The 14,176-nt window shown below is 74.2% G+C and carries 13 protein-coding genes; 9 read left to right on the forward strand and 4 right to left on the reverse strand.

All coding sequences use genetic code 11. The features are described 5' to 3' along the window. Position 1: 1 nt before the first annotated feature. Positions 2-1,261 carry a VWA-like domain-containing protein gene (locus tag ABRQ22_RS03095; protein ID WP_353708537.1) on the forward strand — a complete coding sequence of 420 codons (1,260 nt, stop codon included), beginning with the start codon at positions 2-4 and terminating at the stop codon, positions 1,259-1,261. Between the two features lie 346 nt (positions 1,262-1,607). Next, entirely contained in the window at positions 1,608-2,966 is a 1,359-nt protein-coding gene (locus ABRQ22_RS03100) for a hypothetical protein (RefSeq protein ID WP_353708538.1), read from the forward strand. Here the strand turns inward: ABRQ22_RS03100 and ABRQ22_RS03105 are convergent. After that, positions 2,858-3,349: a hypothetical protein gene (locus ABRQ22_RS03105; protein ID WP_353708539.1), complete on the reverse strand. Its 492-nt coding sequence runs from the start codon at positions 3,347-3,349 to the stop codon at positions 2,858-2,860. The two genes, ABRQ22_RS03100 and ABRQ22_RS03105, sit on opposite strands and share 109 nt — an antisense overlap. 188 nt (positions 3,350-3,537) lie before the next feature. On the opposite strand from ABRQ22_RS03105, the gene ABRQ22_RS03110 reads away from it, so the two are divergent. The 4 genes from ABRQ22_RS03110 (at position 3,538) to ABRQ22_RS03125 (ending at position 6,737) form a co-directional block, all read left to right on the forward strand. Further along, a complete protein-coding gene (locus ABRQ22_RS03110) occupies positions 3,538-4,371 on the forward strand; it encodes a helix-turn-helix domain-containing protein (RefSeq protein ID WP_353708540.1) in 834 nt (277 codons plus the stop codon). Positions 4,372-4,789: 418 nt separating this feature from the next. Continuing rightward, entirely contained in the window at positions 4,790-5,179 is a 390-nt protein-coding gene (locus ABRQ22_RS03115; RefSeq protein WP_353708541.1) for a hypothetical protein, read from the forward strand. A gap of 106 nt (positions 5,180-5,285) precedes the next feature. Further along, the gene (locus ABRQ22_RS03120; protein WP_353708542.1) at positions 5,286-5,633 is read left to right on the forward strand and encodes a hypothetical protein; all 348 of its coding nucleotides are present in this window, start codon (positions 5,286-5,288) and stop codon (positions 5,631-5,633) included. 207 nt (positions 5,634-5,840) lie between these two features. After that, positions 5,841-6,737 carry a formylglycine-generating enzyme family protein gene (locus ABRQ22_RS03125; protein WP_353708543.1) on the forward strand — a complete coding sequence of 299 codons (897 nt, stop codon included), beginning with the start codon at positions 5,841-5,843 and terminating at the stop codon, positions 6,735-6,737. Positions 6,738-6,819: 82 nt separating this feature from the next. Here ABRQ22_RS03125 and ABRQ22_RS03130 read toward each other — a convergent pair whose 3' ends face one another. Then, positions 6,820-7,317 carry a DUF4190 domain-containing protein gene (locus ABRQ22_RS03130; protein WP_353708544.1) on the reverse strand — a complete coding sequence of 166 codons (498 nt, stop codon included), beginning with the start codon at positions 7,315-7,317 and terminating at the stop codon, positions 6,820-6,822. A 189-nt stretch (positions 7,318-7,506) separates the two neighbouring features. On the opposite strand from ABRQ22_RS03130, the gene ABRQ22_RS03135 reads away from it, so the two are divergent. Continuing rightward, positions 7,507-9,135, forward strand: a complete 1,629-nt coding sequence (locus tag ABRQ22_RS03135; RefSeq protein WP_353708545.1) for a hypothetical protein — start codon at positions 7,507-7,509, stop codon at positions 9,133-9,135. 109 nt (positions 9,136-9,244) lie between these two features. Beyond that, entirely contained in the window at positions 9,245-10,765 is a 1,521-nt protein-coding gene (locus ABRQ22_RS03140) for a family 20 glycosylhydrolase (RefSeq protein WP_353708546.1), read from the forward strand. Between the two features lie 4 nt (positions 10,766-10,769). Here ABRQ22_RS03140 and ABRQ22_RS03145 read toward each other — a convergent pair whose 3' ends face one another. Then, the gene (locus tag ABRQ22_RS03145) at positions 10,770-12,548 is read right to left on the reverse strand and encodes a phospholipid carrier-dependent glycosyltransferase (protein ID WP_353708547.1); all 1,779 of its coding nucleotides are present in this window, start codon (positions 12,546-12,548) and stop codon (positions 10,770-10,772) included. A gap of 34 nt (positions 12,549-12,582) precedes the next feature. Here ABRQ22_RS03145 and rsmI point away from each other — a divergent pair, with 34 nt between their 5' ends. Continuing rightward, positions 12,583-13,473 carry a 16S rRNA (cytidine(1402)-2'-O)-methyltransferase gene (gene rsmI / locus ABRQ22_RS03150; protein ID WP_353708548.1) on the forward strand — a complete coding sequence of 297 codons (891 nt, stop codon included), beginning with the start codon at positions 12,583-12,585 and terminating at the stop codon, positions 13,471-13,473. A gap of 19 nt (positions 13,474-13,492) precedes the next feature. Here the strand turns inward: rsmI and ABRQ22_RS03155 are convergent, their stop codons facing one another. After that, positions 13,493-14,092 carry an isochorismatase family protein gene (locus tag ABRQ22_RS03155; RefSeq protein WP_253052809.1) on the reverse strand — a complete coding sequence of 200 codons (600 nt, stop codon included), beginning with the start codon at positions 14,090-14,092 and terminating at the stop codon, positions 13,493-13,495. Positions 14,093-14,176: the final 84 nt, after the last annotated feature.

Raw genomic sequence — 14,176 nt, forward strand, 5'->3', positions numbered from 1 at the left:
GATGGCGGTGCTGTCGACCGCCGACCGGGTCGCCGCCGCCAAGCTGTGGGTGATCAGCAACGGGACGGGGACGGCAGGGCTGCCCTACCTCGCGCACGCCCTGTACGCCCTGGTGCTCGTCGAGTCGGACGCCACGGGACGGATCAGTGCCGACGCGTCGTGGCGTCTCTACGTCGACCCGATGTGGGTGGCGACGGTCGAGGTCGGCGAGATCGGCCGCGAGCTGGTCCACCTGACGTGGCACCTGCTCATGGACCACGCGTCCCGTGCGTCCGGGACGGGGGTGGGTGCCGACCACGCGCGGCACTGGCACACGTCGGCCGAGGTGGTCGTCACGGAGACGCTCGGTCCGGACCTGACGCCCGGCACCACCGCCCGGGAGGCGGCGTCGGCACGTGCCGGGCGGCTGCGTGGCGTGCGGGCCGGTCGCTCGGTCGAGGAGTACTACGCGGTCGTGTCCCGCCTGCCGGCGGTGCGCCTCGCCCACGACGGGGGCGGCGTCGACCCGCCCTGCGGGTGCGGGTCCTGCTGCGACGGAGTCGCCCGGCCCGGGGACCTGCCTGCGGACGCCGACGTCGGCAGGGTCGACGCCGCGAGCGCCGGCCTCGTCCGCCGACTGGTCGCGATCGACCACCAGGCATGGGCGGCCGAGCAGGGGCGCCGGCCCGGGGCGGCGGGTCGCTGGGCCCGGGAGATCCTCGAACCCACGGTCGCGTGGGAACCGCTCCTCGCGCGTGCCGTGCGCCGTGCCGTGGGATGGACGGCCGGCCGTCGTGAACCCACCTGGTCGCGACCCTCCCGGCGTGCGTCGAGCACGCCCGGCATCCTCCGACCGGGCTGGCGCCGGCCCGTGCCCCGCGTCGCGATCGTCGTCGACACGTCCGCGAGCGTCGACGACCGCCTGCTCGGCCGGGCGATGGGCGAGGTTGACGCTGCCCTGGCCGGGATCGGCGTGCCTGGGGCCGCCGTGACCGTCTACGCGTGCGACAGCGCGGTGAACGCGGTCGCGCGGGTCCGCAGGGCTGCCGACGCCACCCTGGTCGGCGGCGGCGGGACGGACCTGCGCGTCGGGATCCGGGCGGCCGCGGAGGCGCGGCCGCGCCCCGACGTGGTCTGCGTCTTCACCGACGGCCTGACCCCCTGGCCGGGCGCACCTCCGCCCGGGGTCGCGGTCGTCGCGGCGATGCTCGGTCGCCCCGGCCGGCCGACCCCGCCGTCGCCCGGCTGGGCGCTGCGGGTCGAGTGCCTGCTCCCCGGGTGACGGCGTCGGCGACCCCGGGCCGCTGTCGCCGGTCGCGCGTGCCCGGTGCTTCAGCGCCGCTGAACGAGGGACCGCCCGTCGCCGGGCACGGCACGACAGGATGAGACCAGTCACCCGGGAGGAGGTGGTGAGGATGGCACACGCTTGCGAGAAGTCGGGCGCGCAGAGGTGCGCGTGGTGCAAGGAGGCCGAGAAGAACGGGTTCTCGACCCACACGTGCTCGTACTACGGCACGTGCGACTAGAGTCACCGGCCGACCCGTCCGGACCCGGTCGCGCGCGGCCGGGTCCGTGGCGGTGGCGGGTGCGCGCGGCCGCCACGGTGGACGGCGATCACGAGGTGGGACATGAGAACGGACGTCGTCGGGCACGTCGAGGCGCTGATGGTCAAGACCGACCGCGGCATGCTCGCGCCAGACGAGCTCTTCCAGGAGGCCGGGGACGCCCTCGCCCGGGCCGCAGACGTGCGGGACAGCCGGCTCGGCGAGGCCGTCGCACGCCTCGCGCTCAGTCCCGATCTCCCGGCGGAGCACGTCGTCCCGCTCGCACGGTCCACCTTCCTGTGGACCCGGCTCGACTGGGGGCGTGCCGAGATCGGCGAGGAGGTGCTCGACGCTGCGAGACGCGCGCTCCTCGCGCGGGTCGAGGACGACGTCGCCGACGCCGACCCCGTGACCGCGGCGACACTCGTCGGCGGGTTCCCGTCCGTCTGGTGCCCGCCCGTCTGGATCGACCGTGCGATGGAGTCCGATCTCGGGCCGGAGGCACGAGCGACCGCCAACGCGGCGCTGCTCAGGACCGTGGTCGACCACCGCGGTACCGAGTACGCGTTCCGGCACCTGGTCGAGCCGTTCCTCGACACGGCGACGCGTCATGGCGTCGACCTAGCGCTGAGCGCGCACGAGCACCTAGGACTGAAGGCGCACCGGGCCCCGCGGGCGCGCCGGGCGCTGCGGGCCTACCTCCTGGCGTCCGTCGAGGGGGACGAACCCGGTGCCGTGCCGCTGGCCACCCGGCTGTCGATCGACCTCGACGACGCGGCCGCCGTCGAGGTCGTCCACCGCGTCACGCGCACCGACCCCGCGGCGTGGCGCGAGGACGCGTCCGTGCTCGCCTTCGTCCTGTGGGTGGGTGGCAGGCGCGACGCCGCAGGCCGGGTGCTCGAGGAGTTCGACGCGCACGCGTGCAGCGGGGGGTGGGCGTGCGTCGCACGGCACAGCCTCGCCGACTACCTCCGGATGAGCTCAGGGGTCGTACCGCCCCAGGTCGTCGCGTCGACCCGTGGTGCACAGGAGTACCGGACCGGGATAGCGAGCGTCGGGGCGCTGGTCGGCAGGCTCGCCCTCATGCGCCGGGACGCGTGCGCGGAGGTCGGTGACGTGGAGCAGGCGAGGCTGTCCGGCGTCGCCGTCTTGCGCTACCACGGCTACCGCGAGTACGACCTGCACCTCCAAGCCGCCGACCTCGAGTTCGACGTGCGTCTCGTCGACCGCGTCGCGGTCACCCCGGACGAGCTCTTCGCGACGCGCGTCGCCGTCGACGCGTGTCCGCCGACGCCGGACGACGGGTTCCCGCGCCTGGTCGAGGGCGTCGTCCTCTACTCGCGTCCGAGCTCGGCAGCGACGACGAGCAACGGGCGCCGCACCGCGTCCTCGACAGGTGCTCCGATCTCGGCGAAGGGCGTGTCCTCGTCGAACCCGCCGTAGACGCAGCGCTCGTAGGACGCGAGGAGCCGGCCGGCGGCGAGCAGCCCGGCCTGTGCCGGGTGGTCCCGCCAGGCATCGCTCAGAGCCGCCATCGCACGCCTCTGGTCGTCGAGACTCCACCCGTCGGGGTACTCGAGACCGCGCGGGTACGGCCGGAAGTCGCCGGGGAAGAGCATCGTGCCGGTGCAGCCGAGCGGGTCCAGCGCAGAGTAGGCGGGCCGAGGCCCGTGCTCGACGACGAACGTCACCGGCCCCTGCGAGGTCTCGACCACGAGCGGGTCGGGGAGCCAGGCGACGATCTTCTCGCTCAGCGCCCTGGCCTGGCGCGGTGTCCGGGGGATCTCGAGGTCCGCGAGGCTCAGCGGCGGGTCGGCGGCACACACCCAGTGTGCCGGGACGCACGACCTCCGTCGTCGTGGCCGAGCTCCACCCGTGGAATTCACCCGACGAAGCGGTGCCCGCCGAACGAGGACGACGGTACGTTCCCCCCGCTCCGTGAGGTCGCGACCGTCGCGGCCGGAACGAACGATCGGTTCGCCCCAGGCGGTGCGCCGGAACCCGAGGAGGTCGCATGTCCGCTGCGCCAGAGTTCGACACGCTCGACGAGTTCGTCAGGGACCTCCGCGCGCTGCGCGCCCGGGCGGGAGACCCCACCCTGGAAGCCTTGGCCCGCCGCACCGGCGTCTCCAAGAGCGTCCTTTCCGACGCGCTCGCCGGCAAGCGCCTGCCGACCGCCCGTACGGTCGAGGCACTGGTTCGAGAGCTCGGAGGGGACGTCGGGGTGTTCGTGGCCCGACGCTCCGACCTGGATACGACGAGCCGTTCGAGCGCGGGTGCCCCGACGAACCACCCGACGGCGTCACCGTCGGTGCCGGTGCGCATGGTGCGGCGGACCACGTCGACCTGGCTCGCGGTGGCGGCAGGCCTCGTGGGCGTCGTGGTCGGTGCGGTCGGTGCCGCAGTGGTCGGCCTGGTGACGGAGCCGGCGGGAGTTGCCGAGACGGCGTCGCCACCCGCCGTCGCCGAGAGCAGCTCAGCACGGATCACCGTGGCGACCGGCGAGGACCCGGCGGCGACCGAGTGCGTCGAGGACGCAGCGGTGGTGGCCGCCGAGGACCGCACGAACGACACGTTGCTGGAGATCGTCTGGTCGGACGCGTGCCAGGCCGGCTGGGCACGGATCACGCGGTACGACGGCAAGGCGGCCGGCAACGTCGTCTCTGCGAGCATCTTCCGAGAGGTCGCCCCGGCGGGCGCCGACCGGCAGGACACCACCGAGCCCGGCGTCCAGGGGGCGTACACGACGCTGCTCGTCCGCCCCACTCCCGACACCCGCGTGTGCGCCGTCGGAGAGATCACTCTCGCCGGTGAGCACATCTCCTTGGGCGAGCCGATCTGCCTCTAGGGAAGGGTGAGAACGCGGCTGGCGGCGCCCTCGAGACCGTTGAGATCTCGGACTTCCGGACGTTTCCGGGTGCCGGACGGAACGCTCGGACGATTGAGGTCTTCTGGGTCTCGAGCCGATTCGTGAAGATGTGAGCGACCCGAGGTCCAGGTCGAGATCTAGGACCCGCCGGCTCGCCCTCCAGGCGGTCGGTAGGTCCCACGAGACGGGAGCAAGACGATGACGTGTACCAAGTGCGGCAGGCCTCTCTACGACTGCCCGGACTGCAACGGCGGGCGTGCCAGCGGTCTGCTCGGCAGGCTCACGTGCTCGACCTGCCGCGATACCGGCGCGCTGTGCCGGGAGCACGGCGGTCACTGGAAGTGACGTCGTCCCCTCGCCCCTGGACCCCCGCGACAGCTCCGAGAGAGGACCCCACGTGACCACCTGGTCCGACGTCACACGGTTCGTGCACACCAACTACACGGCGGAGAGCATCAACGACGCCACCATCAAGCTGGTCTTCGACACCGGGAACCTGCGCTCGCAGCTCGTCTTCGTCGAGCACACCTGGAACGACACGGGGGCGGACTGGGTGAAGGTCAACTCGCCCATCGGCACGATCGTCGAGGTCGACGTCCGTCGTGCCATCGAGATCGTCGGCGGGATGCTCGTCGGCGGGATCATGAGCGACGGCGAGTACGTCTACGTGACCAACGCGATGCCCCTGCGGAACCTCGACGCGAACGAGATCACCGAGCCCCTGGTCAGGGTGACGACCATCGCCGACAGCATCGAGGCCGAGCTTCTCGGCAAGGACACGGTCTGATCGGACGTGTCCCCGGGCGGGGACGGCCGAGAGGTGCCCACGACGACGTGGGTGCCCGACAGAAGAGAGGGAGAGCAGTCCCGTGGGAATGAAGCAAGAAGAGAGCGTGTACCGCTCGCGCCTCGACGTGGGGTCGCTCCGGCAGGTCCTGCGTGGCGCGTGCGGGAAGGCGGAGATCAGCCCGGTCCAGTTCGACGCGCTCGACGACCCGCCCGACTTCTCGATCCTGGCCGAGAAGCGAGGCCTGATTAGGGGAGACTCGGCGATCCAGGTGCACATCAACGACAACGGTGATCACCGGCTGGTCCTGCTCGTCGCCCTCGGGGACTCCGGGTTCGCACGTGCGATGCAGGGAGCCAGGAACTCTCTCAGCTTCGGGGGATCCAAGAAGTTCGCGGCGACCGTCGCGGAAGCGATCCGCTCCGCCGACCCGTCGTTCCAGCAGGTCGGCTGACGCGAGCGGGGCAGCCCGTGCACGTCGCGCGGGCCGCCCGTGTACCGCACTGCTTGCTCAAGGGAGGTTCGGTTCGCGGCACCTTGCCGGGACGGCGTCGTGGCCGACGCGCGGCTGTCGCCCGGGCAGCGTGCGTCTGCCGGACACGTCCGCCGAGGGGGGGAGCGGGACCGCCCGCCGCCCTCGGCGCGACCCTATGCTGGCCGCGTGACCCTTACCGAGCTCGTCCCCGTCCCTGGTGGGACGTTCCGCATGGGTTCCGACCGGCACTACCCCGAGGAGGGGCCGGCGCACGACCGCGCGGTCGAGCCGTTCCTGCTGGAGCGGCACGCGGTGACGAACGCGCAGTACGCGGCGTTCGTCGCGGACACGGGGTACGTCACGGTCGCGGAGCGCCCGCTCGACCCGGCCGACTTCCCGGGAGCGGACCCGGCGGACCTCGTGCCCGGGGGTCTCGTGTTCACCCCGACGGCGGGCCCGGTGGACCTGCGCGACTGGCGGCAGTGGTGGCGGTGGCAGCCCGGGGCGTCGTGGCGCTCGCCGCAGGGGCCGGGGTCCGACGTCGCCGACCGTCCGGACCACCCGGTCGTGCTCGTCGCGTTCGAGGACGCGTCGGCCTACGCGGCGTGGGCGGGGCGCCGTCTGCCGACGGAGGCCGAGTGGGAGCGGGCCGCTCGCGGCGGGATGGAGGGGGCCGAGTACGCGTGGGGCGACGAGCTCGCGCCGGGAGGGCGGCCGATGGCGAACACGTGGCTCGGCCGTTTCCCCTATCTCAACGAGGGCTGGGGCGGGACGTCACCGGTCGGGTCGTACGAGCCGAACGCGTACGGGCTGCTCGACCTGATCGGCAACACGTGGGAGTGGACGGTCGACACGTTCGCGCCGCGCCACGTCGTCCCCGGCACGCGCGGGCCGGACGCCGGGGCACGGCCGAACCTCCTGGCGCCGACGACGTCGCCGCAGGTCATGCGCGTCACCAAGGGCGGATCCCACCTGTGCGCGCCCGAGTACTGCCGCCGGTACCGGCCGGCGGCCCGGTCGCCGCAGTCGGACGACAGCGCGACGACGCACCTCGGGTTCCGCTGCGCCGCCGACGTCGCCTGACGGACGACGAAGGCCCCCGCCGGACGGCGGGGGCCTTCGTCGTGCATGGAGAGCAGACAGAGCCCTCCGAACAGCATGAACGTCAGCCGCAGGTGTACGTGACGCCGTCCTCGAAGTGCGTGCCCGGACCGAGCTCGGCGCACTTCTCGAGGACCGCGGAGGTGGTGACGCCGATGATGATGCCGACGACGATCGAGATCACCAGCATGATGGCGCCGACGATGATGCCCGCGAGGGCGACGCCGTTCTTGTAGCCGGCCTTCTTCGACTTGTTGAAGGCGACGATGCTGAGGATCAGGCCCACGATCGAGAGGCAGCCGAGGAACGACAGCACGAGGCCGACGATGCCCATCGTCTTGCCGGGGTCCTGGGCCGGGGCGGAGTACCCGGGGGTGCCGCCCTGCGGAGCGTTGTACTGCGGCGCCTGCGGCGCGCCGTACTGGGGTGCCTGCGGGGCGCCGTACTGCGGGGCCTGCGGCGGCTGCTGGGGCTGGCCGGGCTGCGGCGCGCCGTACGCGGGCGGTCCGGACGGCGTCCCGCCGGGCTGCGGGTTCTGGTCGGGCTGGTCGGGGGTCGACATGCGATCTCCTCGGCGATGGGTTCGGGCCCGGCCAGTATGCCGGTCGAGGCCGCTCGGCGTCCCGCGCACCCGCGGCGCGTCCCGAACACGGGTCGCCGGTTCGTCCGCCGTCCACCCGACGGGCCGACCGTCACGAGTCCCACACATCCGTGTGTCGGCGGGGCGTGGGGCATGCGCGATGATGGGGGCGTGAACTCTCGGAAGGTCCGATTCGTCCCTGTCGCCCTCCCCGTCGTCCTCAGCCTCGGTGCCGTCACGGCGCTCGGCGGCTGTGCCGCGGAGAGCGCGAAGGCCGACGGGCCGTCCGCGGCCGAGACCGGGCTCGTTGCACGCGCGGCGGAGCCGAGCGACGGCGTGCTCGTGCTCGACTCGGTCGACCCGGCGGAGCTCGCGCTGACGAGCAGCCAGGCTTTCTTCACGTCCGCCCCCGTGGTCGTCCTCGCCGTCGCCGACGACGAGGCCGCGCGGGCCACGGCGGCCGCCGCCGCGGTCGAGCTCGCGGCGCCCGTGCTCCTGGTCGGTGGTGCCATCTCCGACGGCGGGCTGCGCACGGAGCTCGCCCGGCTCGGCACGGTCGCCGTCGTCGAGGTCGGCGAGGCGGACGCGCCCCCGGGGCAGGACGACGCGGGCGAGGTCCCCGAGCGCGCGACGCTGGGCGACGTCGAGGGCGTCGAGCGCGTCCTGCTCGACGTGGGCGCGCTCGGTGCGGACGGGTCGCTCGACCAGCACGACCTCGACGACGTCCGCGACGCGCTCCCCGAGCGCGGCGAGCCGGAGACGCTCACGGAGGTCCTCGCGCTCACCGAGCCGGGGAGCCTCGACGCCGCGGGCGGCCCGCAGTCCGCGGCGATCGCGACGGCGCGCGCGGCCGGGGCGGTGCCGCTCGAGGTGCCGCAGGGTGACCCGCGGTCCTCGGCGGAGGTCGTCGATGCGCTCGCGGCGGCGAAGGCGCTCGCCGTCGTGGGCATCGGGGCGAGCTTCGGGTCCGCGGACGACCTGGCGTGGCGGCTTCGCACGGCCGAGGCGGGCATCCTGCTCCCGAGCGGGTCGCAGCTCGTGCTCGCCGACGGGGTGCGGTACGTGGCGGTCGAGGCGGACGCGGTGACCTCGGGGCTCGTGGCGGTGGGGGACCGGGCGGTGTCCGACGCCGTCTCGCGCGCACAGGACGCGGCGGCCTCGTACGCCGAGGCGGCCCCGGGCGACGTCGTGGTCCCGGTGCTCGAGGTCCCCGCGACCCGGGCGTCGTCGAGCGCGGGGACGGACCGGGACTACTCGACGGAGCTCCCGGCGGACGAGCTGCTGCCGCTCGTGGACGCCGCCGCGACGGCGGGGGTGCTCGTCGTCCTGCGGTTCGAGCCGGGGCGCGCGACCTTCGACGAGCAGGTGGCCGAGTACGCGGACGTCCTCGCACGCCCGACCGTGGGGGTCGCCCTCGACGTCGACGCCCGTCGCGCCGGCGGGGGCGTGCCGACCGGCACGGTCGACGCGACCGAGCTGGGCGCGGCGATCGACGCGGTGGGGGAGGTCGTGCGCACGGCGGGGCTCCCGCAGAAGCTCGTCGTGCTGCAGCGCTCGGACGCGGACGCCATCCGCGACGCGGCCGGCCTCGACCTCGGGTCCGGCGAGACGGCGGTCGTGCTGCAGTCCACCTCCGGCGACGGCTACGGCGCGCGCGTCCGCGACTGGGGCGTGCTGCTCGACGGCCTGCCGCAGGGGCTGGTCGGCGGGTGGACCACCGGGTCCTCCGACCCGGCGCGCGACGTCGAGGGCGTGCTCTCGCTCGACCCGAGCCCGCGCTACGTCGCTCCCTCGCGCTGACCCGAGGTGCGCCCCGAGGCGGTTGGTCGGGGCAGGAGGCCCGGGTTAGGGTGTGGTGCTCGCAAAAGCCGAATCGATTCGATCCCAGCCCCAGACGACGAGGTACCCGATGGTCTCGATCATCCCCCAGCCCCTGCAGGTCGAGCCCGGCGCGGGCCACGTCCCCGTCTCCGCGCTGGAGGTCCACACGCTCGGTGTCGAGCGGACCGCGCCCTGGCTCGGGGACCTGACCGCCACGCTCCTGAGCGGACTCGACGGCGTCGTCGCGACGCACGAGGACCCGGCGTCCGGCGGCACCGGCCCGTCGGCCGCGGCGGGTGCGGTGACGGGCCCCGCGGCCCCCACCGCCGTCGTGCTCCGGATCGACGCGGAGGCGGGTCCCGCGGGCTCGACGAGCCCGGAGCGGTACAGCCTCGTCGTCGACGACGGCGGCGTGACCGCGACCGCGGCCGAGCCGGCCGGCCTGTTCCACGCGGTGCAGACGCTCCGGCAGCTCGTCGAGACTCCCGGCCCGGGCGACGTGCCTGCGCGGGTGCCGCACGTCGTCGTGCACGACGCGCCGCGCTACCCCTGGCGCGGCCTGTCCGTCGACGTCGCGCGGACGTTCTTCGGCCTCGACGCGCTGCGCGCCGTGATCGACGTCGCCGCGGCGTACAAGCTCAACGTGCTCCACCTGCACCTCACGGACGACCAGGGCTGGCGCATCGAGTCGCCGTCCCGGCCCGAGCTCGCCAAGCTCTCCTCGGGGAGCGACACGTCCGGCGGGAAGGGCGGGCACCTGTCCCTCGCAGACTTCCGGGCGCTGCAGGACCACGCGGCGGAGCGCTTCGTGCGCGTCGTGCCGGAGATCGACGTCCCCGGCCACATCAACGCGGCGACGCACGTGTACGGCGACCTCATGCCCGACGGCGTCGCGACGGAGGCGTACGCCGGCATCGAGGTCGGCTTCTCGCGCCTCACGTTCGACCTGCCCGCGACCGAGCCGTTCCTGCGCGACGTGTTCACCGACCTGGCGCACGCGACCGACGGCGAGCACGTGCACCTCGGCGGCGACGAGGTGCTGAAGATGGAGCCCGCGGAGTACGCGCGGTTCGTCGAGCTGTGCGAGCGCCTGATCCTCGACGCCGGCAAGAAGCCGGTCGCGTGGCAGGAGGCGGCCAAGGCGCCGCTGCGCCCGGGCACGCTCGTGCAGTACTGGGACACGCACCCCATGGATCTCACGTACCTGGTCGACGCCGCGAAGGCCGGGGCGCGCATCCTCCTGTCGCCGGCGAACCGCGTCTATCTCGACATGCGGTACACGGCGGACTTCGATCCCGCGCTGGGTCAGGACTGGGCCGGCCTCGTCGAGGTGCGCGACTCCTACGACTGGGAGCCCGAGGAGGTCGTGCCCGGTCTGCCGGCCGACACGATCGAGGGCGTCGAGGCGGCGGTGTGGACCGAGCGCATCCCGACGCTCGACGCGCTGTTCACCATGCTCCTGCCGCGCCTGAGCGCCGTCGCGGAGGTGGGCTGGACCGCGCCGGAACGCAAGGACTGGGACGGCTTCCGTCGCCGCGTCGCCCGCGAGGCGCACGCCTGGCGCCGCGCGGGGATCGCCTTCCACGAGTCGGCGCAGGTCGACTGGTGACGCATCAGATCCAGGTGGGCAGCCACATGTGCAGGCGCCAGAACCAGTACGGCACCTGCCACGCCGTCCAGATCGGGTAGAAGAACACGCTGACGGCGCCGATCGTCGTGAGCAGGACCGTGAGCCCCACCCGCACGCGCGCCCGCGCGACCGGGCGGTGCTCGGTGCGTTCGAGCGCGAGCGTCATCGCGTACACGAGCGTGAGCACGACCCACGGGGTGAACACGATCGAGTAGAACGTGAAGATGGTCCGCTCGGCGTAGAGGAACCACGGAGCCCACCCGGCGACGATCCCGCTGAGGACGGCGAGCGCCCGCCAGTCCTTGAGGCGGACGAGCGCCCAGAGCGCGACGAGGATCGCGAGCGCCGCCGTCCACCACAGCACGGGGTTGCCGAGCGACGTGATCGCCCGGGCGCACCGCTCGACCTCGCACCCCGCCTCGCCGGGGTCGTAGGAGCGCCAGTAGAACGACGTGGGGCGCCACTGGACGATCCACCCGAGCGGGTGGGCCTCGTACGTGTGCTCGGACGTGAGCCCGTTGTGGAAGTCCCACATCTTGAGGTGGTACTCCCACAGCGACCGCAGCGCGGGCGGGAGCCACGGGACACCCTCGCCGGGGTGCTCGAGCGCCCACTGGCGCATGTACGCCCCGGGGGTGCGGAACCACGACGTCCACGCGCCGAGGTAGGCGAGCGCCGCGGTCGGGAGCATGACCAGCGCGGCGGGGATCGCGTCGCGCACGAGCGCGTCCTCCCACCAGCGCCCGATGCCCGCCGCGCGCCGCGCCATCGCGTCCCACAGCACCGACACGACGGCGAAGACCGCGAGGAAGTACAGCCCCGACCACTTGACCCCGCACGCGAGACCCAGCGCGACGGCCGCCGCGAAGCGCCACCACCGCCACCCGAGGCCGGGCCCGTAGCGTCCGATCCGTCCGCCGGCGTCGAGGATCGCGCCGCAGCGGTCGGCGAGCCGCCGGCGCGCCTGCTCGCGGTCGAGCAGCAGGCACCCGAAGGCGACGAGCACCCAGATCATGAGCATGTTGTCGAGCAGACCCGTGCGGGAGTGCACGATCGCCTCGCCGTCCACCGCCATGAGCGCGCCTGCGACGATCCCCATCGCCGTCGAGGCGAACAGCCGCCGCGCGATCCGCGCCACGAGCACGACGGCGACCACCCCGACGACCGCCGACGCGATCCGCCACGACCACGGGTTCTCCGCCCCGCCGAAGAACCTCATCCCGAGCGCGATCATCCACTTGCCGAGCGGGGGGTGGACCACGTAGTCGGCGGTCGGGAGGAACGAGTTCACGTCCCCGGCCTCGAACGCCGGGTTGGGCTCCTCGGGCCAGTCGGCCTCGTACCCGACCTGGAGCAGCGTCCACGCCTGCTTGACGTAGTACGTCTCGTCGAACACGAGCGTGCCGGGGCGGCCGAGGTTCCACAGCCGCAGCACCGCGGCGACGGCGGCGACGATCGCGACCCCGAGCCACCCCCACAGCCGGTCGTGCGCGGTCGCTCCGAGGGCCAGACGGCGCGGCCCGAGCAGCGCGAGCAGGAGCCGCTCGCGGTGCGTCAGGTCGGACGCGGCGTCGTGCTCGATACCCGCGGCCTCGTCGGCACGCTCACCCGGCGACTCGGCGGCCGGGTCGTCCGACGGGTCGGACGCCTCGGCGTCGGGCGGCGGCCGGGTCCCGGTGTCGTCCGAGCGGTCGTCGGGAGCGTCGGACGCGGGACGGGGCCCGGGGTGCGCGTCGGCGGGCGGCTGGGACACGCTGGCCATCGTAGGGGCACACGGGTGTGGAACCCTGGGAGCCATGTCCTCCTCGACCGACGTGCCCGACGCCGACCGGCCCACGACCCCGCGGGAGGCCGGGCACCTGGTGCTCGGCGGCACCCCCATCGGCAACGCGGAGGACGCGAGCCCGCGCCTGCGGCGCCTGCTCGCGGAGGCCGACGTCGTCGCGGCCGAGGACACACGCCGCCTGCACGCGCTCGCGGGCCGGCTGGGCGTGCAGGTCGGCGGTCGTGTCCTCAGCTTCCACGAGCACAACGAGACCGACCGCGCGGACGACCTGCTCGACGTCGTCGACGGCGGCGGGACGGTCCTCGTCGTCTCGGACGCGGGGATGCCGAGCGTGTCCGACCCCGGCTTCCGCGTCGTCGCGCGCGCGGTCGAGCGCGGGGTCCCCGTGACCACGGCGCCCGGGCCGAGCGCGGTGCTCACGGCGCTCGCGCTCTCCGGGCTCCCGACGGACCGCTTCTGCTTCGAGGGGTTCCTGCCGCGCAAGGCGGGCGACCGGTCGCGCACGCTCGCGGCGCTCGTCGACGAGCCGCGCACGCTCGTGTTCTTCGAGGCGCCGCACCGCGTGGCGGAGACGCTCGCCGCGATGGCCGAGGCGTTCGGCGCGGACCGGCCGGCCGCCGTCGCGCGCGAGCTCACCAAGACCTACGAGGAGGTGCTGCGCGGGCCCCTCGCCGAGCTCGCGGAGCGCGCCGCCGAGGAGCAGCTCCGGGGGGAGATCTGCGTCGTGGTGGGGGGCGCGCCGCCGCGCGGGCCGGTCCCGCTCGCCGAGCTCGTCCCGGGCGTGCTGGCGCGCGTGGACGGCGGCGAGCGGCTCAAGGAGGTCGTCGCGGACGTCGCCCAGGACGCGGGGGTCGCGAAGCGCGACCTCTACGCGGCCGCGCTGGAGGCGCGCCGCCGCTGAGACCGCGCGGGCCGGGTCGTCAGCGCCCGACGGCGGTGCTCGGCTCGAGCGCGACCCCTGCCGCCGCGAGCTCCTCGCGCGCCGCGGCGCCCAGCTCGGGCGTGACCGGCACGGTGAGGTCGGTGAGGACCCGGGTGGCGAGGCCGAGCGCGTGGGCGTCGAGCGCCGTCGCGCGCACGCAGTGCGACTCGGCGATGCCGACGACGTCGACGGCCTCGATCCCCGCGTCGCGCAGGACGTCCGCGAGCGGCCGGCCGCCGACGTCGACCCCCTCGAACCCGGAGTAGGCGGCCTGGTACTCGCCCTTCTTGACCCCGGCGTCGGGCGCGAGGTCGGCCAGCGCGGGGTGGAGCTCGGCGTTCGGCGTGCCCGCGATCCCGTGCGGGGGCCACGTGTCGACGAAGTCCGGCTCGGGGCTCCAGTGCTCGCCCGGGTCCACGTGCCAGTCCTGGGTCGTGACGACGAGGTCGTAGGCGTCGCGGTGGTCGCGCGCGTGGTCGGCGATGCGCTGCGCGACGGCGTTCCCGCCCTCGACCCCCAGCTCGCCGCCCTCGCAGAACGTGGGCTGGACGTCGACGACGATCAGCGCGCGGCGCGGCGCGGAGGTGCTCTCGCTCATACGCCCACTCTGCCACGGCGGAGACGAGAGACGGCGGGGTGGCGGCCGGGAGAGTTGACTGACCGACCGACCGATCAATAAGGT

The organism is Cellulosimicrobium sp. ES-005, from assembly GCF_040448685.1.
Taxonomy (GTDB): domain Bacteria; phylum Actinomycetota; class Actinomycetes; order Actinomycetales; family Cellulomonadaceae; genus Cellulosimicrobium; species Cellulosimicrobium cellulans_G.